The sequence below is a fragment of the Bradyrhizobium sp. UFLA05-89 genome, from assembly GCF_059803475.1.
The window spans coordinates 1-18,244 of record NZ_JBANBA010000015.1 but is presented as its reverse complement, the minus strand read 5'-3'; the positions used below and the strand labels follow the sequence as shown (position 1 = coordinate 18,244).

General features: G+C 63.0%; 22 protein-coding genes. 15 read left to right on the top strand and 7 right to left on the bottom strand.

Features of this window, described 5'->3' with window-relative positions:
* Positions 1 to 38 precede the first annotated feature (38 nt).
* Genes SO139_RS10630 through SO139_RS10620 form a run of 3 tightly spaced genes read left to right on the top strand, consistent with a single transcriptional unit; the run spans position 39 to position 4,580 of the window.
* Positions 39 to 1,643 carry a carboxyl transferase domain-containing protein gene (locus tag SO139_RS10630; protein WP_449381775.1) on the top strand — a complete coding sequence of 535 codons (1,605 nt, stop codon included), beginning with the start codon at positions 39 to 41 and terminating at the stop codon, positions 1,641 to 1,643.
* Between the two features lie 14 nt (positions 1,644 to 1,657).
* Positions 1,658 to 3,661, top strand: a complete 2,004-nt coding sequence (locus SO139_RS10625) for an acetyl/propionyl/methylcrotonyl-CoA carboxylase subunit alpha (RefSeq protein WP_449381805.1) — start codon at positions 1,658 to 1,660, stop codon at positions 3,659 to 3,661.
* 7 nt (positions 3,662 to 3,668) lie between these two features.
* Positions 3,669 to 4,580: a hydroxymethylglutaryl-CoA lyase gene (locus SO139_RS10620; protein WP_449381776.1), complete on the top strand. Its 912-nt coding sequence runs from the start codon at positions 3,669 to 3,671 to the stop codon at positions 4,578 to 4,580.
* Positions 4,581 to 4,672: 92 nt separating this feature from the next.
* Here the strand turns inward: SO139_RS10620 and SO139_RS10615 are convergent, their stop codons facing one another.
* From SO139_RS10615 to SO139_RS10605, 3 genes are read right to left on the bottom strand one after another with little or no spacing between them, the layout of a single operon-like run.
* Entirely contained in the window at positions 4,673 to 6,031 is a 1,359-nt protein-coding gene (locus SO139_RS10615; protein ID WP_449381777.1) for a TRAP transporter large permease, read from the bottom strand.
* Positions 6,028 to 6,582: a TRAP transporter small permease gene (locus SO139_RS10610; protein WP_449381806.1), complete on the bottom strand. Its 555-nt coding sequence runs from the start codon at positions 6,580 to 6,582 to the stop codon at positions 6,028 to 6,030. Before SO139_RS10610 ends, SO139_RS10615 begins: the two co-directional genes overlap by 4 nt.
* Entirely contained in the window at positions 6,579 to 7,601 is a 1,023-nt protein-coding gene (locus SO139_RS10605) for a TRAP transporter substrate-binding protein (RefSeq protein WP_449381778.1), read from the bottom strand. The genes SO139_RS10610 and SO139_RS10605 overlap by 4 nt, the downstream gene beginning before the upstream one ends.
* 341 nt (positions 7,602 to 7,942) lie before the next feature.
* Here SO139_RS10605 and SO139_RS10600 point away from each other — a divergent pair, with 341 nt between their 5' ends.
* A complete protein-coding gene (locus SO139_RS10600) occupies positions 7,943 to 8,182 on the top strand; it encodes a pentapeptide MXKDX repeat protein (RefSeq protein WP_449381779.1) in 240 nt (79 codons plus the stop codon).
* Between the two features lie 128 nt (positions 8,183 to 8,310).
* On the opposite strand, the gene SO139_RS10595 is transcribed toward SO139_RS10600, so the two are convergent.
* Positions 8,311 to 8,664: a DUF6481 family protein gene (locus SO139_RS10595; RefSeq protein ID WP_449381807.1), complete on the bottom strand. Its 354-nt coding sequence runs from the start codon at positions 8,662 to 8,664 to the stop codon at positions 8,311 to 8,313.
* Between the two features lie 268 nt (positions 8,665 to 8,932).
* On the opposite strand from SO139_RS10595, the gene SO139_RS10590 reads away from it, so the two are divergent.
* From SO139_RS10590 to SO139_RS10575, 4 genes are all read left to right on the top strand, one after another.
* On the top strand, positions 8,933 to 9,160 hold the full coding sequence (locus SO139_RS10590; protein WP_449381780.1) for a hypothetical protein: 228 nt from the start codon (positions 8,933 to 8,935) through the stop codon (positions 9,158 to 9,160).
* Between the two features lie 62 nt (positions 9,161 to 9,222).
* A complete protein-coding gene (locus SO139_RS10585; protein WP_449381781.1) occupies positions 9,223 to 9,432 on the top strand; it encodes a DUF2273 domain-containing protein in 210 nt (69 codons plus the stop codon).
* A gap of 162 nt (positions 9,433 to 9,594) precedes the next feature.
* On the top strand, positions 9,595 to 10,335 hold the full coding sequence (locus SO139_RS10580) for a hypothetical protein (protein ID WP_449381782.1): 741 nt from the start codon (positions 9,595 to 9,597) through the stop codon (positions 10,333 to 10,335).
* A gap of 140 nt (positions 10,336 to 10,475) precedes the next feature.
* Positions 10,476 to 11,273, top strand: coding sequence for a transglycosylase SLT domain-containing protein (locus SO139_RS10575; RefSeq protein WP_498540021.1), 798 nt, complete (start codon positions 10,476 to 10,478; stop codon positions 11,271 to 11,273).
* A 271-nt stretch (positions 11,274 to 11,544) separates the two neighbouring features.
* Here the strand turns inward: SO139_RS10575 and SO139_RS10570 are convergent, their stop codons facing one another.
* Positions 11,545 to 11,715, bottom strand: coding sequence for a hypothetical protein (locus SO139_RS10570; protein WP_449381784.1), 171 nt, complete (start codon positions 11,713 to 11,715; stop codon positions 11,545 to 11,547).
* A 161-nt stretch (positions 11,716 to 11,876) separates the two neighbouring features.
* A complete protein-coding gene (locus tag SO139_RS10565; protein WP_449381785.1) occupies positions 11,877 to 12,143 on the bottom strand; it encodes a hypothetical protein in 267 nt (88 codons plus the stop codon).
* Positions 12,144 to 12,383: 240 nt separating this feature from the next.
* On the opposite strand from SO139_RS10565, the gene SO139_RS10560 reads away from it, so the two are divergent.
* The 3 genes from SO139_RS10560 to SO139_RS10550 all read left to right on the top strand — a co-directional run bounded on the left by SO139_RS10560 (position 12,384) and on the right by SO139_RS10550 (position 13,246).
* Entirely contained in the window at positions 12,384 to 12,611 is a 228-nt protein-coding gene (locus SO139_RS10560) for a hypothetical protein (RefSeq protein WP_449381786.1), read from the top strand.
* Between the two features lie 134 nt (positions 12,612 to 12,745).
* The gene (locus SO139_RS10555) at positions 12,746 to 12,895 is read left to right on the top strand and encodes a hypothetical protein (RefSeq protein ID WP_449381787.1); all 150 of its coding nucleotides are present in this window, start codon (positions 12,746 to 12,748) and stop codon (positions 12,893 to 12,895) included.
* A gap of 210 nt (positions 12,896 to 13,105) precedes the next feature.
* A complete protein-coding gene (locus tag SO139_RS10550) occupies positions 13,106 to 13,246 on the top strand; it encodes a hypothetical protein (RefSeq protein ID WP_449381788.1) in 141 nt (46 codons plus the stop codon).
* 1,354 nt (positions 13,247 to 14,600) lie between these two features.
* On the opposite strand, the gene SO139_RS10545 is transcribed toward SO139_RS10550, so the two are convergent.
* Positions 14,601 to 14,852, bottom strand: a complete 252-nt coding sequence (locus SO139_RS10545) for a hypothetical protein (RefSeq protein ID WP_449381789.1) — start codon at positions 14,850 to 14,852, stop codon at positions 14,601 to 14,603.
* An 827-nt stretch (positions 14,853 to 15,679) separates the two neighbouring features.
* On the opposite strand from SO139_RS10545, the gene SO139_RS10540 reads away from it, so the two are divergent.
* The 4 genes from SO139_RS10540 (at position 15,680) to SO139_RS10525 (ending at position 18,174) form a co-directional block, all read left to right on the top strand.
* Positions 15,680 to 15,865 (top strand): hypothetical protein, encoded by a 186-nt coding sequence (locus SO139_RS10540; protein ID WP_449381790.1) that lies wholly within the window; start codon positions 15,680 to 15,682, stop codon positions 15,863 to 15,865.
* A 298-nt stretch (positions 15,866 to 16,163) separates the two neighbouring features.
* Positions 16,164 to 17,438 (top strand): tyrosine-type recombinase/integrase, encoded by a 1,275-nt coding sequence (locus SO139_RS10535; RefSeq protein WP_498540020.1) that lies wholly within the window; start codon positions 16,164 to 16,166, stop codon positions 17,436 to 17,438.
* Between the two features lie 267 nt (positions 17,439 to 17,705).
* The gene (locus SO139_RS10530; protein ID WP_498540019.1) at positions 17,706 to 17,918 is read left to right on the top strand and encodes a hypothetical protein; all 213 of its coding nucleotides are present in this window, start codon (positions 17,706 to 17,708) and stop codon (positions 17,916 to 17,918) included.
* Between the two features lie 4 nt (positions 17,919 to 17,922).
* Positions 17,923 to 18,174, top strand: coding sequence for a hypothetical protein (locus tag SO139_RS10525; RefSeq protein WP_498540018.1), 252 nt, complete (start codon positions 17,923 to 17,925; stop codon positions 18,172 to 18,174).
* Positions 18,175 to 18,244: the final 70 nt, after the last annotated feature.

Here is an 18,244-nt window from a genome sequence, read left to right as displayed (position 1 = left end):
CCGCGGCATCTCACCACGACGAAAGAAGCGCTGGACACATGCCGCTCCATTCCACGATCGATCCTTCATCATCGGATTTCGCAGGCAATGCCGAAGCGATGCGCGGGCTCGTCGGTGACCTCCGGGAAAAGCTCGCCCAGGTCGCCGGCGGCGGCGGCGAGGCCTCGCGCATGCGCCACACAGCGCGCGGCAAGATGCTGGCGCGCGAGCGCGTCGATCTGCTGGTCGATCCCGGGACTGCGTTCCTGGAGCTGTCGCCGCTTGCCGCATATGGCCTGTACGGCGGCGACGTGCATTCGGCCAGTGTCGTCACGGGGGTCGGGCGGATCTCGGGGCGCGAATGCGTCATCGTCGCCAATGATGCCACCATCAAGGGCGGCACCTACTACCCGATGACGGTGAAGAAGCACCTGCGCGCGCAGGACATCGCGCGCCAGAACAATCTTCCTTGCGTCTACATGGTCGATTCCGGCGGCGCGTTCCTGCCCATGCAGGACGACATCTTTCCGGACGAGCGGCACTTTGGCCGCATCTTCTACAACCAGGCGCAGATGTCGGCAGCCAGCATCCCCCAGATCGCGATCGTGATGGGATCCTGCACGGCCGGCGGCGCCTATGTGCCGGCGATGTCGGACGAGAGCATCATCGTGCGCAACCAGGGCACCATCTTCCTCGGCGGCCCGCCGCTGGTGAAGGCCGCGACCGGCGAGGTCGTGAGCGCCGAAGAACTTGGCGGCGCCGACGTGCATTCGCGGCAGTCCGGCGTCACCGATCACTACGCGCAGAACGATGCTCATGCGATCGGTATCGCGCGGCGTATCGTGGGTACGTTGAAGCCACAGGCGCGGCCGAACCTCAACATGCATCCGCCGCGCGATCCGCTGTTCGCCGCGGAGGAGATCTACGGCGTGGTGCCAGTCGACGGCAGAAAGCCGTTCGACGTGCGCGACATCATCGCGCGCGTGGTTGACGGCTCCGAGTTCGACGAGTTCAAGAAGCTATACGGCACGACGCTGGTCTGCGGCTTTGCCCATATCTGGGGCTATCCGGTCGGCATCATCGCCAACAACGGCATCCTGTTCAGCGAGAGCTCGCTGAAGGGCGCACATTTCATCGAGCTGTGCTGCCAGCGTGGAATTCCCCTGGTTTTCTTGCAGAACATCACCGGCTTCATGGTCGGCAAGAAATACGAGGCCGGTGGCATCGCCCGCGACGGCGCGAAGCTCGTCACGGCGGTCGCCACCGCCTCGGTGCCGAAGTTCACCGTAGTGATCGGCGGCTCCTACGGCGCCGGCAATTACGGCATGTGCGGGCGCGCCTACAGCCCGCGCTTCCTCTGGATGTGGCCGAACGCGCGCATCTCCGTGATGGGCGGCGAGCAGGCTTCGATGGTGCTGAGCCAGGTCAGGCGCGACAACATCGAGGCCAGGGGCGAGAGCTGGTCCAAGGAAGAGGAAGAGAAGTTCCGCAGCCCCATTCGTGCGCAATATGAAAGCCAGGGGCATCCGTACTATGCGACGGCGCGGCTGTGGGACGACGGCGTGATCGATCCGGCCGATACGCGGCTCGTGCTTGGGCTTGGGCTGTCAGCGGCGTCGAACGCGCCGATCGAACCGACGAAATTCGGCCTGTTCAGGATGTGACGCAGGAACTGATGATGGACCGCTCAAATCTCTACCGGCGCTTTCGCACGCTCCTGATCGCCAATCGCGGCGAGATCGCCTGCCGCGTCATCCGAACCGCGCGCGCCATGGGCCTGCGCACAGTCGCGGTCTATTCCGAGGCCGACCGCGACGCGATGCATGTTGCGCTCGCGGACGAGGCCGTTCTGCTCGGGCCCGCGCGGACACGCGACAGCTATCTCAATGTCGAGCGATTGATCGAGGCAGCGCGGAAAACCGGTGCGGAGGCGGTGCATCCCGGCTACGGATTCCTGTCGGAGAATGCCGAGTTTGCGCGGGCGTGCCTGGACGCCGGATTGGTCTTCGTCGGCCCGACAGCCGGGATGATGACCGCGATGGGCTCAAAGTCAGGCTCCAAGGCGCTGATGGAGAAGGCCGGCGTGCCGCTGGTGCCTGGCTATCACGGCGAGGCGCAGGATGAGACGACGCTCGCGAAGGCTGCCGACAAGATTGGCTTTCCCGTGCTGGTGAAGGCTTCCGCGGGCGGCGGCGGCCGTGGCATGCGCATCGTGCGCTCGGCTGCCGAGCTTGGACCGGCGATCGTCAGCGCCAAGCGGGAAGCAAAAGCCGCGTTCGGCGACGACACCATGCTGATCGAGAAATATGTCGACAATCCCCGCCATATCGAGGTGCAGGTAATCGGCGACAGCCACGGCAATCTGTTGTCGCTGTTCGAGCGCGAATGCACTCTTCAGCGGCGGCACCAGAAGGTGATCGAGGAAGCACCTTCGCCGACGCTCAATGCCACGCAACGCGAGACCGTCTCTGCCGCCGCGCGCAAGGCGGCCGGTGCGGTGAACTATGTCGGCGCCGGCACCATCGAGTTCGTCTCCGACGGCAAGAACGTGTTCTTCATCGAGATGAACACCCGCCTCCAGGTCGAGCACCCCGTGACCGAGCTGATCACCGGGATCGATCTCGTCGAATGGCAGTTGCGCGTCGCCTTCGGTGAGGCGCTGCCGCTGAAACAGGACGAGATCCGTCTCAACGGGCACGCCATCGAGGCGCGCGTCTACGCGGAGAATCCGACCAAGAACTTCATGCCCTCGGTCGGCAGGATCTCGACCTGGCGTTTGCCCGAGGAGGCCGGCGGTCTGCGCATCGACGCTGGCTATCGCAAGGGCGATGCCGTCTCGCCTTACTATGACGCAATGCTCGCCAAGATGATCTCCTGGGCGCCGACACGGGATGCGGCGATCGAGCGATTGAACCGCGGGCTCGAGAATTCCGACGTCCGCGGCATCGTCACCAACATTCCGTTCCTCTCGGCGCTGATGACGCATCCCAAGGTCCGGTCGAACTCGATCGACACCGGCTTCATCGAGCGGGAGCTGGCCGGGCTGACGGCGGCGGGCGCCGCGCCCGGCGAGCTCGAGCTGTGTGCGGCCGTCGCGGCTATCGTCAATGAGGAACGTAGAGCCGCTCAGGGCGAAACCGTTTCGCCCTGGCGAACTTTCGGCTGGCAGCCGGTCGGACGACGTCAGCGCAGCTTTGCCTTCCGTGTCGGCCACGGGCCGGAGCAGACGATTTCGCTGAATTACGGCAGCGGCCCCTCGACGCTCGTCATCGGTGAGCGGGAGCTGGCTTTCGCGATGGTACCGAAGGAGGGTGGATTCGATTTGGCGCTCGACGGCGTCAAGACGGCGGTTGCCGCGGTTGTTGATGGCCATGAGCTCTATCTGCGTACGCGCAATGGCCGGTTCGATCTGCACTGGGTCGATCCGTTCGGCGGCGAGAGCGAGGAGCATGTCGGCGAGGACAAGATTGCAGCGCCCCTGCCGGGCACGGTCGTGGCGGTGCTCGCGGAGGAGGGTGCCAAGCTCGAGAAGGGCGCGCCAATCCTGACGCTCGAAGTGATGAAGATGGAGCAGACGCTGCGCGCGCCGTTTGCAGGCGTTCTGAAGGCGATCAAGTGCAAGGTCGGCGACATCGTGCAAGAAGGCGTCGAGCTTGCCGAGCTCGAGCCGATCGGCGAGTGAGCAAGACATGAGCGACCAGGTCCGCATCATTGAAATGGGGCCGCGCGACGGCCTCCAGAACGAGAAGACACCGGTCAGCGTGGAGGCGCGCATTGCCTTCGTCGAGGCGCTGGTCGCGGCCGGCCTTCACACCGTCGAGGTCGGCGCCTTCGTCTCGCCCAAGGCGATCCCCCAGATGGCCGGCTCCGATGTGGTGCTGCGCGGGGTGAGCCACGTCAAGGGCGCCGAATTCCAAGTGCTGGTGCCGAACGAGAGGGGCTATGACGCCGCGCGCGCGGCCGGTGCGCAGGTCGTGTCCGTGTTCGCGGCAGCTTCGGAAGGATTCTCGCGGGCCAACATCAATTGCTCGATCGCCGAATCCATCGAGCGGTTCAAGCCCGTCCTTGCGCGCGCGAAAGCCGACGGCGTGAGAGTACGCGGCTATATCTCCTGCGTGCTGGGTTGCCCGTTCGACGGCGAGATCAAGCCCAACGCCGTCGCCGATCTCGCCAAGACCCTGTGGGATCTCGGCTGCTACGAGATTTCGCTCGGCGACACCATTGGCGTCGGCACGCCGACCAAGGCGAAGGATATGCTGCGCGCCGTTGCCGCGAACATCCCGGCGGCCCATCTCGCGATGCATTTCCACGACACCTACGGCCAGGCGCTCGCCAATCTCTATGCGGGGTTGGAGGAGGGCGTCCGCGTCATCGACGCAGCCGCCGGCGGGCTCGGCGGTTGTCCGTATGCGCCGGGCGCGACCGGCAATGTCGCGACGGAGGATGTCGTCTACATGCTCGAGGGCATGGGGATCAAAACTGGCGTCGACATGGAAAAGCTGCTGGCGGCGACGAACGAGATCAGCCGACTGCTTGGCCGGACGCCGGTGAGCCGTGTCGCATCGGCGCTGAATGCGAGGAAGAACCAGGCGGCTTCGTAGGGTGGGCAAAGGCGCGGAGCGCCGTGCCCACCATCTCTCAACGATCATGGTCTTGATGATGGGCACTCTTCGCTTGGCCCACCCGAGAGCGTCTACCTGCTCCCGTCAGGCCCCATCACCAGATCCGGCAGCCAGGTCGATATCTCCGGCACGAAACAGAGCAGGAGCACGGCGCCCATCATCAACAGCACGAAGGGCAGCGTGCCCCAGATCACCTCGCTCAGGGGGATATCAGGCGCGACATTGCGGATGACGAAGATGTTGAGACCGACTGGCGGGTGGATCAGCCCCATCTCCATCACGATGGTCATGACGACGCCGAACCAGATGATGTCGAAATTGGCGGCACGCAAGGGCGGCAGGATGATCGGGGCGGTCATCAGGATGATCGAGACTGGCGGCAGGAAGAAGCCGAGCACGATCACCATAGCGAGGATCGCGAACAAGAGGCCCCAGCGCGGTAGGTGCATCGCGACGATGGATTCCGCGGCCGATTGCGAGATATGCAGATAGCTCATCACGTAGGAATAGAGCAGCGACATGCCGATGATCATCATCAGCATGGTCGACTCCCGGATCGTCGACTTCATGATCGGCCCGAGATCTGTCGGCCGCCAGACGCCGTAGATCATCGCGATCAGCGCGAGCGCGAGGAGGCCGCCCAGTCCCGCAGTTTCCGACGGCGTGGCATAGCCGCCATAAAGCGCGATCATGACGCCCGTGAGCAACAGCACGAACGGAATGACGCGCGGCAGCACACTGAAACGTTCGGCCAATGTGTATTCGTCGCGGGTCAGGATCGCAGCCTCAGGGCCGCCCGTCTTGTAAACGGCTTCAGCCGCAGCATATTCCCGGCGGAAGCGGATCACGGCATAGGCGCCGAACAGGCTGACCAGCAAAAGCCCTGGGCCGATGCCGGCGAGGAAGAGCCGCCCGAGCGATTTTTCCGCGGCAACCGCAAACAGGATCATGGTGATCGAGGGCGGCAACAGAATGCCGAGCGTGCCGCCGGCGGCGATGATCCCGGCGGCAAAGCCACCGGAATAGCCGCGTTTGCGCATCTCGGGAATGCCGGCCGAGCCGATCGCCGAGCATGTCGCGGGCGAGGAGCCGGCCATTGCGGCGAACAGCGCGCAGGCGAAGACGTTGGCTACGCCAAGGCCGCCGGGCACGCGATGAAGCCAGGCATGCAGGGCCGAGTAGAGATCCTGGCCGGCGCGCGACTTGCCGATCGCCGCACCCTTCAGGATGAAGAGCGGAATCGACAGCAGCGTGATCGAGGCCATTTCCTCGTAGACGTTCTGCGTCACGGTATCGAGCGAGGCGGCCGGCATGTAGATGCCCATGAACACGACCGCGACCGCGCCGAGCGCAAACGCGATCGGCATGCCGGAAAACATCACAAACAGCGTCGCCAGCCCGTAGGACAGGCCGATACCGAACACGCTCATCGGCGCTTGGCTCCGGTGAAGGGAAGGACGAGCTGCACGATGATCTGTACGCAAAGCAGGGTCATGCCGATCGCCATCAGGCTGTAGGGAATGGCGAGCGGAGGCGACCACATCGAGTTCGAGACCTGGCCGTCGACATAGGCCTCATGCGTGAGCGTCCAGGACTTCCAGGTAAAGAAGGCGCAGAACAGCAGCGTCACGGCGTCGACGAGCCAGAGTCGGATTTTGTTCGCGAGCGGCGACAACAGCCCGACAAAGGCCTCGATGCCGATATGGCCGCGATGTTGCTGCACATAGGCCGCCGTCATGAAGGTGGCGCCGACCAGCAGGAACACGGCCGCCTCGTCCTGCCAGTAATTAGCGGCCTTGAAGAGGGCGCGGCTCAGCACGCTGTAGCTCAGAATCGCGCAGGCGGCGATCAGCGCGAGCGCAGCCAGCACGACGATAACGCTGTTGAGGACAGCGAGACCGCGATCGAGCACCGCCGCAAGCCCACGGCGTGCGGCGGCATCCACCGGGTCGTCACGATCCGGAAGCAGACCGTGCATTATGCCGAGACTTCGGAGGCGAGCTTGAGCAGGTTCGCCGCGGTCGCAGTCTTCGCGCCATAGTCCTTCCAGGCGGTATCGCGGGCGATCTCGCGCCACTTGCCGACGGTCGCCGCATCGAGTGCGCTGACCTTGGCGCCGGCTTTCTCGTAGACCTTGGCGACCTCGACGTCGTCGTCCTGCGCGCCCTTGCGGCCGAAGGCTTCGAGCTCGGTGCCGACGGCAAGCAGGATATCCCGATGGTTCTTCGGCAGCTTGTCGAAGATCGCTTTCGACATCATCAGGGGCTCGAGCATGAACCAGTAGGAGGCGCCGGCGCCCGAGGTCAGCGATTTGGCGACCTCTTCGAGGCGGAACGAGATCAGGCTGGTGGAGGAAGTGATGCCGGCATCGCAGGCGCCGGTCTGCATTGCAGCGTAGATTTCGTTCGATGGCACCGACAGCACGGACGCGCCGGCAGTTTGCAGCACCATATCCATCTCGCGCGAGCCGCCGCGCACCTTCATGCCCTTGGCATCTTCAGGCGCAACGATCGCCTTGGAGCGGCTGGCGACGCCGCCGGCCTGCCAGATCCAGCTCAGGAGGATGATGCCCTTGTCGGCGAGGAAGTCGGAGAGCGCCTTGCCGACCGGCTCCTTCTTCCAGCGCATGCCCTGGTCGTAGGTCGTGACGAGGCCCGGCATCAGGCCGATGTTCGTCTCAGGCAATTCGCCGCCGGCATAGGGCATCGGATAGAGGGAGATGTCGAGCGCACCCTTGCGCATCGCGGAGAACTGCGCGTTGGTCTTGATCAGCGAGGAGTTCGGATAGATCTCGGCGGCGATGTCGCCATTGCTGCGCTTTGCGACCTCGGCGGCGAACATGCGGCAGAGACGGTCGCGGAAGTCGCCCTTGTCGATCGTGCCGCCCGGGAATTGGTGCGAGATCTTCAGCGTGGTCGCGGCCTGGGCGGTCCCGATGCCGAAGCGCAGAATGGCGGGCGCGGCAACAGCCGTCGCGAGAAGTTGACGTCGCGTGAACATGGAATGATCCCCTTGAACGGTTCTTGATGATTGGGTCTTGAGGCCGGCGTTTAGGCGCATCCTAGCCGGTCTTTCACCCGATATTCTGTAATCTGATAGTTCGAGAGCGAATGCGGCGGCAAGTCGCGGGGGCGCCGATGCTGCGCTGCACACTCGTTCCTCAGGTTCCGCGCACTAGCATGGCAGACGCGGGCAAAATTGTGTCGGGCTGAACACGGAAACGGGGCAAGGGCTCGGAAAAAATTCGGCCGCTCGCGTAACAAGCGTGCCCGTCGACCCGTCGAGCGTGAGTAGCGGCATCCGTCGCTGGCAACCTCCACCCCTCGAAGGGAAGATGAACCATGACCATTCGCACCCGCATCGCACTCGGCGTCTCCGCTGCCGCTCTCTCGCTCAGCCTGGCGCTCGCGCCGGCCGCCTTCGCTCAGGACAAGATGGGCAAGGATGACGCCATGAAGAAGGACGCGATGTCCAAGGATGGCATGAAGAAGGATTCCATGTCGAAGGACGACGGCATGAAGAAGGACACGATGTCCAAGAACGGCATGAAAAAAGACGACGGAATGATGAAGAAGAACTGATCGCGCCGTCGTCGTCATTCCGGGGCGCGCGACAACGCGAGCCCCGGAATGCGCAACGACACGTTGTGGACTCGATACGGTTGGGCTCGTGCTTGGCGCGGTCCCGTCGCATCGCTCCGGTGTGACGGTTACTTTCGCTTGCCCTTGGCTTTGCGGGCGGCGTAGCGCGCATCGCGCTTGGCCTTCTGCTCGGCTTCGAGATCGGCCTGCCTGGCGGCGGCCTCCTCGGCTTCGCGAGCAATGCGTGCGGCTTCGGCGGCCACAGCCTCGTCCTCACGCCGCTTGTGCTCGGCCTTTTCTGCTTCGCGTGCCGACTTTACCTCGGCACGCTTGGCGGCAATCGCCTCGCGCTCGGCACGCCGCGCCGCGACCGCGGGGTCGTCGTGCCCCGGCTGCGATTTGAATTTGTTCAAAAGATTTTTGCGGGCGTCCTGTGCCGCCTTTTGCCGGTCTGCGAAGCCGGGTTCCCTGAATCCACTCATCGAACGAGCCTTGTCTTCCTCGCTTTCAATCCTACATCAGCACCTGTGGGTGCAGCGGCCGCGAACAAGCGCGCGCCGCGCGACGAACAAGCGTGTACATCTATGCGCGTCGCGAAGCCACCCATAATCGCAGCCTATCAGGTCGCGAAAAATCGCTGGAATCGCCGATCTTTCGTAGTCCGGAAAAACTGCCGAATTGTGATCCCCCTAACAAGGGAGCACGGGGGCGGCGCCTAGTGTCCGCACCCAGACGAACGGAGCTACGGCGATGACTATTTTCCGGGTGTCTTTGCGAAGGCTCGCGATCACATTTGCGACAGTGGCGCTCGTCGGCATCGTGGTTTACCTGGCCCAGCCCAAGCCAGTCGAGAGTGATTTACTCGGCGCCGAATGGCAGTGCAGCCAGACGGCCTTTGTGCTCACGACCTGCGCGCCGCGGGTACAGCAGGCCACATCGGCATCGAACAAGGTGGCACTCCGCGCACCCAAGCCTTAAAGCGGGGTGTGACGTGGCGCCGCAGAGATGGTAAGGGCAGCAATTCTCGGCTTCACCTTGCCATGCCCGATACCCAGCCCAGCTCGCATTCAAAGCCGCAGCCAAGGCCGCCCGGCGACAATCGGCGCGGCGCCATCGCCGGACTGATTATTGCCGTCGTCATCCTCGGCGTCGGCCTTTGGCTGGCGCGCGATCTCACCGCCGCCAGCAAGATGCAGGACTGCCTGATGTCGGGGCGGACCAATTGCAACGTGATCGAGCCGGCGCGCTAACGCCGCGGACGAAAAATTGCCGTGATCTTAACTGTTTGTAACGGGACATCGCTGATCAACGGGATCAACGTTGTCCGCCGGCATCAACCGGGACCTGAGATTGTTCGGGCATCCGGACCACGGCGACGACAGATGAGAGATAGAGGTAAGGGGTAGGCACCAATGCGTGCATCCAGCCGGATGAAGATTATCATTCCCTTGGTTTCGGCCGTGTCGCTGCTCGCGCTTTCGGCGCAGGCACAGGATTCAAACACGGGGAGGGGCGGTCAGCCGCCGGGTGCGGGCGCGGCGCCACACGCCAATGCTCCCACGCGAGTTGCGCCGCCGCAGCAGGCCACACGAATCGCGCCGCCTCACGCTGGGCATCAGGGTCCCCCCGGCGGATCGCCGCAGGGGCGTTACGTGGCCCGCGGACCGGTGCCGCAGCGCGATTGGGGCGGACACGCCTATCGCGGCAATCTCGCCTGGGAGGGGGGCCGCTGGCGGCATGAGAACCACAATGGCCGTTATGGCTGGTGGTGGGACGTTGGCGGCGTCTGGTATTATTATCCGGAGCGCATAGAAGGGCCGCCCGCGTACATCTCCGAAGAGTACATCGATGATGTGCCGGTGGCCTATGCGCCGCCACCTCCGGCGGCCTATGCGCCGCCTCCGCCGCCGCCTGCTCCGGCAGACCCGGGTGCCAGTGCGCTCGGCGGGGCCATCGTCGGTGGCGTATTGGGCGGGCTGATCTCCGGCAACGCAACGGGAGCTGCCGCGGGCGCTGTGCTCGGCGGCGCGACCGGTGCGATTGCCGGCGCAACGGCGGCGTCGCAGCCGGGCTATTATTGGTCGCAGGGCAATTGCTACTACCGCTATCCGAGCGGCCAGTACGTGCTTGCCGATCGGCGCGCGTGCTACTGATCCGTGGATCGATCCACGATCTGACCGAGGCGGGCTCACGGCCCGCCTCTTTCGTTTGACACGCTGCTTCGGATCGCGGCGCGATCGCGCGGCGGGCGTGCCGACAAGCGTTGTTAACTGGCCTCCGCTATGAAGCGCCGATGAGGTCTTCCACGTGCATTCCTTGGATTCTGTACGCCGCGCCGCTTTGTCTGGCGGTGCTCGCGGCCGGTCCAGTGCACGCCGGCGCGGCGGATGATGCGGCGGCGGCCGACGTCACCGGCGCGGTCGCGTCGGATAGTGTCGAAGCTCCAATGGCCGTAGATGCCCAGCCGTTTCCGGTGCGCGCATCCGTTCGCGCGCTGATCGAGAAGGAAGCCGCGAAGACGAAATTGCCGCCCGATATCGCGGAAGCGGTCGTCTTCGTCGAAAGCCGCTACGATTCCACGGTGGTCGGCCGCGTCGGCGAGATCGGGCTGATGCAGGTCAGGCCCGAGACGGCGGCCATGCTCGGCTTCAGGGGCACCACGGCCGAACTCGCCAGGCCCGAGATCAATATCCGCTACGGCGTGACCTATCTCGCCAGGGCCTGGCGGCTGGCGCATGGCGACCTCTGCCGCGCACTGATGAAATACCGCGCCGGCCACGGCGAAGAGACCATGACGCCGCGCTCCGCCATCTACTGCAATCGCGCGCGCAACCGCCTCATCGCGATGAACTCGCCGTTTGCGACAACAGACGCGGCGACGGCCGTAGCGCCGGATCCCGCGCCCGCGCGGGCGGTGGTGAGCGCTAAGCCGCAAGCACGGCCATCACCGGTCAAGCCGACCGACGTCTACGCGACCTACAAACACGGAACGGCGGCGGCCAGCCGCGCATTCTGGGCCGCGCACGAAGCACGCGTCCGCGCGATCAAGGCGCGGATCGAGGCCAAGTGGCGGCGCGTGGCGTCGCGTTAGGCAATCTGCGCAGCTGCCTGCGTCTCAATCATTGCCGGGCATGCGGATATCGTCCTTGACGAGCGCTGTGCATCCTTCGGCGATGCACAACAACTGCCTGAAAATTTCTCTGGCGCTCCCGGCCAGATCGCGGTTTTGATCAAAGAAAAAAAGTTTGAAGTTGATTCGCGGGGAAACGGGACATGCTGGATGCTATCCAAATCAGCGTTGCACTTTGGGGAATGATCGTGTGCGGCAGCATCAAGGCCGCACAACTGGCGCCACATCTTTTCTAGAAGATCAGCCAACGGACCACGGCTACTCCGGCCCAGATCAGGCCGCCGATCCAGGCGACCATGACGACGCCGATGGTCGCGAGATAGGCGAAGCCGAGCAGATCGCGACTCCGGCGCGGCGCCTGTGCGTCTGCGTCCGTGGCTGCTGCTTCGGCGTCGTGTGTCATGGCGGGGAGGGCGTCGGTTGGTGCGTCGTTGCGTGGCCCGCGGCCGCTACATCGCGCGGCCGCGTGGCCTGCCTTTTAGCCGAGGAATCGCGCCACCTCTGTGATTAAATTCACAATCGCGGCCGCTATCCGTGAACTGCCGTCAACACGACCCACCGGCCTCAGGCGGCCCGGCCCCAATCGGGCGAGGGAGCAATGGCCTCGAGCTGCCGCTGCAGGGTCGCAACCGTCGCCTGCAAGTTGTCGCGGCGTCCCCGCAGCGTCACGGCCAGCATGGGATAAGCGAGGCTCGCGGGATCGGACACGCCGGCCTTGCGCTCCTCTTCCTTGATGTCGGCGTCGAGGAGTTGAACCCTCCAGCGCAGGTCGGCGATCAAGGCATGGAGTTGTGTGGTGGCGGTCGCTTCGAAGCGGGACATCGGCTGCATGGGCTTGCCTCACTGTGAAACAGACCCACGGCGGGTCTGGCTGATTGGGCTTGGCTGAGCAAGGCGAGTGCCAATTCGAACGAAGGGCCGGGGGCCGCAAGACGTGTTGCCCGCATCTTGCTGCGCTGCCGCGTTAACCAAACCTGCATTAATGACGAAAGCCAGACGCGACGGCAGGCTTTAATGGCGTGCCAGGCCGGATGTCCCGGCCGGCTGCGTCGCGAGCTGGGGGTATGCGTCATGTCCAAGGCCATCGAGCTGATCGTCGACGGTTTTACGCGCATCAGGGATCGCCAGTCACTGGAGGATCTGCGGATGCACAGGCGGCGCCTTGCCGTCGATCTCAAATCCATCAAGGGATTCGACTGCCGCCAGTCGATCGCGCAGATTGCCGACGATATCGAGGCGATCGAGAGCGGCTTGAGAAGGCTCGACGAGCCCGCCGCGGCGACTGTGAAAGAGCTTTAGCCGCATCGAAGGGCGTCCCGCGTCGATTGCGGGTTTCCCGATTATTTCGCAGGTGCACTGTGATGACGCCCCCCGCATTCATACGGGACGAATTGTCATGCCCTCGTCCACTTTTACGAGTCATGATCGCCGTCATGAGTGCGGAATATGACCCCGAGAGTGAAGCCGCGGCGGCGATGAAGCGCGCTGCGGCCTCCGAAGGTGCCGACCGGCAGCGGCTGATCCAGCTTGCTCTGGCGTGGCATCAGCTCGCGCGTGAGCGCCGTCAGAACGACGCGGAGTAGGGCGTCCCGCAACCGGCGCTCGGCGTCTTGGAACCGTTGGCTCCTGACCGACTTGCCTTGTTGTGCCGACGACCGCCGACTGTCGGCACGTCGGAATGGCGGCCTCGGTGTGATGCCCCCCGTACCAGCCGAGGCCGTTTTTGATCGCGACAACGGACGCCGACGATGCGGCGATCTTCACTTCGACCACTTCGCTCAAAGCGTGCGCGCATGAACGTCGCCTGGTTCGCGATCGTTGCGGTGGCGGGCTTCGTCCTCTTCCTGTGCCTTCATTTTGGCGAACGCGCACAGCAGGCGGCCCTCGAGAAACTTTCGACGAACTCCTCGCAATCGGTCGGCCAGGGAAAGTGATTCTCCAGATCCGCCATCGCCCACGTCGCGCGCATTTTCGCGAGAACAACCCCATGCAAAGTAGGACGTGCCCGGCCATGACGCCCCATTCGGGACACGCCGTTCACTTCGCGTAAAATGCGCCTGCACTATGTTACCGGCAAGGCTTTGCTCAAGAGGCGCAGATTCATGGGTAGGTTTGATCGGCGTGCCAGTCCCCCCGCGTCGCATCTTGCGAGCTCACCTGAGTGAACGGCAGACTTCGTCTGCGTGACATTCCTGAACCGGGTCAAGGAAAGGTCGAAGCGGGACGAGATCCTGGTGACGTAGCGGTCATTCGCCACGTGTTGGCTCATGAAAAACAGCAGGGCTTCCGCCGCCGCGGAAGGGATGCCTGTCGTGGACCTTTCGAAAGTCTCTTGTCCGACGCCTGCGTCCTGTCTGTTTACACCTTACACGCCGTAGAAGATCTTGATTCCCCACAACACGATGACAATACCCATGACCAAACTGGCTGCCGCCAGTACACTTTCCAAGGAAGCGACTCTCATTTTACTCTCCGCTTCCCAGCCCCACTTGCGGTTTAGGTGATTCGCGGAATCCCCGGCAATTGTACGCGCGCCACGTCCAGACGTTCTCCCAGAGGTCGTGGCGTGCGCGCCACAGCCGTATTTTTCCGGAGTGAAGGGCGTGCGCGGCGATTCCCACGGACGGTGCGGAAACGGTGAAAAGCGGAGCTTAAAAGCGCAGCGCACTGCCGCGCCAGGAAAGACGCCGGCGGCCGCCGTAGATAAGCCACAGCGGACGAGTTCGCTACAAAGCAAGACGGTTCCGACATCGGACGCGCATCGGACTGGAGGCAGGCAATTTGATGGCTGATCAACGCAGGCTCATGCGCCCGGTGGCGACCGGTATCGGTCCACAACAACCCATCGAAAAGGACAATGTTGCGGAGGCAATCGATCACGCGTTGCACGAGGTGCATGCCGCACGGCGTGACCTCTCCATAACCGGCTTCTGCATGCGTCAGGCAGAGTTGCTCCGGAGAATAGATCAAGCCCAAGCCCATCTTGCTGATCTGGTGCAGTCAGGAACTCCGGAGGCATTCCTCCCGTCTCACCCGACAACGCGCTCCTTCACGCGACCCATGGCGAGATGACCCGCGGTCTTCTGACCTGGCCCCTGCGGTACGCCGATCGCCGCGCTTGGAAACCAATCCCTCAAGGCACATGCGGCACACTGATGCCCGTCTGGCCGCGCGCCACTAGCCTTTCGGAGCTCGTCTTCCGCAAAGTAGGGCGCAGTTTGCGCGGATCGTGACCGTCCATCGCGTGGATGAATTTGCGGCAAGCCCTGCGATGTCACGTGCCAGCTCTCAGGGCGTCAGGCAGTATGCTCCACGCGGGCAGCGCACGTTGGGCGTCGCGGCGCCGCCTATTCCAAACGCTCCGCTGTCTTTGGTCTCGCGGAACTGGTGCTTCGGCAACCGAATCGTCGCATTGGGACGGTCCGCGTTGGCCGGCATGTCTTTTTCTCCGAGCGGCATTTGGGAGGCCATGGCTGGCACGATGGAAACGGCAGCCAGCGCGGCGGCTGCCGCGAACAAGCGGCAAAGGGCCCTGTACATGTTTTTGATCCTCTCATGTGGTCGCTTGCATCCGTGCAAGCCGCCGCACAATGCGAGACCGGAACGTCTTCATCTATGAGGAGCGTCACGGTGCAAGCTCGGCAAAGGACGGAGCTTACAGCAACCGCTAGATATCCCGGTTGCGCGCGATTGGATTGTCCGAGGAGCGGTCGAGCCAAGCCCCATGCTCGCCAAACTCTATCGCGTCGCCAGGCTCAAGGCGTACCGATACGAAAGCGCTGCCGGGCTCGAAATGCCAGTCCCCCCGGCAGCGCTCGTGTCTCAAACTGGGCGCTGAAATCCCAGTTGGTTATGAATTAGCAAGGCTCATGCCACAGGTTTGTGACAGGGCCGAAGCGGGTCTATCAGTAGGGGCCCCCGTAGGGGCTCACATAGAACCGAGGCGGAGGGGCATAAGCAGGTGGATACCCGTATCCTCCGCCATAATAGGGATCCCCATACCCGGGGTCCGGATACACGTAGCCGTAGGAGCCGTAGGAATTGTAAGGATCGTAGTAGCCGCCCCCATAATAAGGGGCAGCAAGGGCGCCTGCGATCAGACCGCCCGCAAGAAGTCCCGCGCCTACGCCCCAGCCTCTTCCATGCCAGCCGCCGCCACCCCGCCAGCCACCACCCCAGCCTCCGTGCCAGCCACCACCCCAGCGAACTTGTACCGTATTCTCAGTCGATTTCGCTAATCCGGAAAGGGACGACAGCGGTGCAGCAGAAGCGGGCGCGCTGACCAACGATATCGTGCCGGCGACAAAGAGCGCGGCTGCTGTCTTGACGATGCTCATGGATCACCTCCACTCGTAAAAGACAAAGGCGTGACCAACAACCCTGCAAAACGCCCCGGGTTCCTTATGGTCGTTGCCAGTCACAAGCCTGCTGCCCCTGCCGATGGACTTCTGCTTCTCGTGGGTGTGGAGAAATGGCGTTCGAAAGATACGCCATCGAATATAGCGCTGACCGATCTCGTCTTTCGTGTCGGCGGCAGCGCCACCGAGCAGTGAACGCGAATTCGCGGGTTGCGCTCGCGTTGCGCGGAGCGGTTTGTAATGTCCCGTAGCGCGTGGAATTTGCTGCAAGCGTGAAGTGGGGCGCCACGTATCGGTTCGAAGAGCGACGCCAATACGCCTGCCTGTCGATTTGCGGAAAATGGCGATCCCGGCAGGGCTCGAACCTGCAACCCGCGGAGTAGAAATCCGCTCGCTACATTGAAATTATTGGCGAATTTTGCCTTGTGTCTGACTCTTGTCTGACCAGTTCTATTCGCCTATGCTCGCCAGCGTTCGCAAAGGGAGGTGGGGCGTGGGCATACGGAAGCGGAAATGGGGTCCGAAGGATCCGGTCACAGGCGAGCAGCAGGAAAAGTGGATCGTCGACTATTCGAGTAACGAGCGCGACGAGAAAACCGGCCGACTAAAGCGGCACATCAAGACGTTCGATCGCAAAAAGGATGCTGAGGCGTGGGCTGCGCAGACGCACGTCGACATCAGCAAGGGTACGCATACGCCGCACAGCCGGAGCATCTCCGTCGAAAAGGCTGGTAATCTATGGATTGATAGCTGCGGCGAGCTGGAACGCTCGACGCGTGACCAATACGAACAGCATCTGCGGTTCCACATTAATCCGTATCTTGGCGCCGCAAAGCTATCGGAGCTGACCGCCGAAGCGGTAAAGGATTGGCAGAACAGATTGCGCCAGGGTGTGCCCGCGCCAGGGCAGGCCGAAACCAAGCCACGCTCTGCGGCGATGGTTCGCAAGGTCACGACGTCGCTTTCCAGCCTCCTTAGCGAAGCGATGGAAAGCGGCAAGGTTGGCCACAACGTCGTGCGGTCAATGACCGTCCGGAGGAAAAAAGACAGCAAGGTTCAACGTCGACATAAGGAGAAACTCGTTGTCGGCGAGCACATCCCGACGTCGGACGAAATCGATTTGCTTCTACAGCATGAAAAGAGCGAACGGTGGCGCGCGTTCTTTTTGGTCGCAATTCGGTGTGGTTTGCGATCGTCGGAACTACGCGGTTTGCGATGGATCGATGTGGATTTGAAAAAGTCCGATCCCGAAATTCACATTCGTCAACGCGCTGATCGGTACAACCGAATCGGCCCTCCGAAGTCGAGAAACAGCCGGCGCAGCGTGCCGATCCCGGAGAAGACTGTGTTGGCGCTTAAAGCGTGGAAAATCAACTGCCCGACGGATAAGGACGGCCAGCGGCATTTTGTGTTTCCGAACGGCGAGGGCAACGTCGAGACACACAGCAACATTATTGACCGCGGCCTAATTCCTGCGTGGATTCGCGCAGACGTGACGAAGCCGGTGCTTGATGGCAATGGAAAGCCGACCCGCGATGAAGAGGGCAGGCCGATCGTCAAAGCGAAATACAGCGGTTTGCATGACCTACGACACTACTTTGCGTCGTGGTGTTTGGCGCGTCCGCCGGTTGGCGCGGGGATGAGCTTGAAGGAATTGAGCGAAACACTAGGACACGAGTCCGTCACGACGACAGAGATTTACACGCACCTGATTGATCGTCCTGACCGTTCCAGAGAGCTTACCGCCGCAGAAGGCAAATGGGGTTAAGTAGTTGTTAGGGATTCGTTCATCTCCGGTTAGTTGTATCAAGGCGAATTTTGATGTAAGGTGGCAATTGTATATCGTTGATGGTCAGTCGACGGTGCGCGCTGTTAATCAGCGTTGAGGGTGGCAGGGGCCTACCTCAGCAGAGCAATCTGCGACATCGCACGGCGCGTCTTAGCGGCGGGATGCTGCGGATACGAGCACACAGTTTAACCTGTGCTCGCCGCGGCTTTTTTTATGCCCGTCAGCGAGCACCGAAGAGGGCTCGCTATGTCTAACTCTCAATCCCGATTTAGGCGCGGTGGCAAAGCCATTGCCGGTTATCTCGGCTGCTCCGTTGCTTCGGCCTTCCACATGCTCGAACGCGGCCAGGTCGCTGGCGCAGCGAAGCAGGGTGGAAGCTGGCTACTCGACACCGCGATTTTCGAGGCTGCGCACCGCGCCGCCGCCGAGAAGCAGCAGCGCCAGCCGGTCGCGGCCTGATCCCATGACCACCCTTGAAACGTTTTCAGTCTCGCCCCGCGCCGAGCGCGACGTCGTTCTGCCGGCCGGTTGGCGACTGGTCGTGAAGGCCGGTGTCGGTGTCCACGAAGTGCCCGTGCATCGCCTCGACGGCACGCACCACAATTGTTTCCGGCTCTACGACGGCGAGGAAATTTCGATCGCATGCCCGAACGAAAGTCGGTGGCGCGTCGGTCCGAGTTTTTCCTTCGCGACCGCCAAAATCGAGAGCATCTGAGATGTACTATCACTGCATCGGAGATCCGTCGCCCGCGTTCGTCGAATTCAGCGCGCCGCAGCGCTATGAA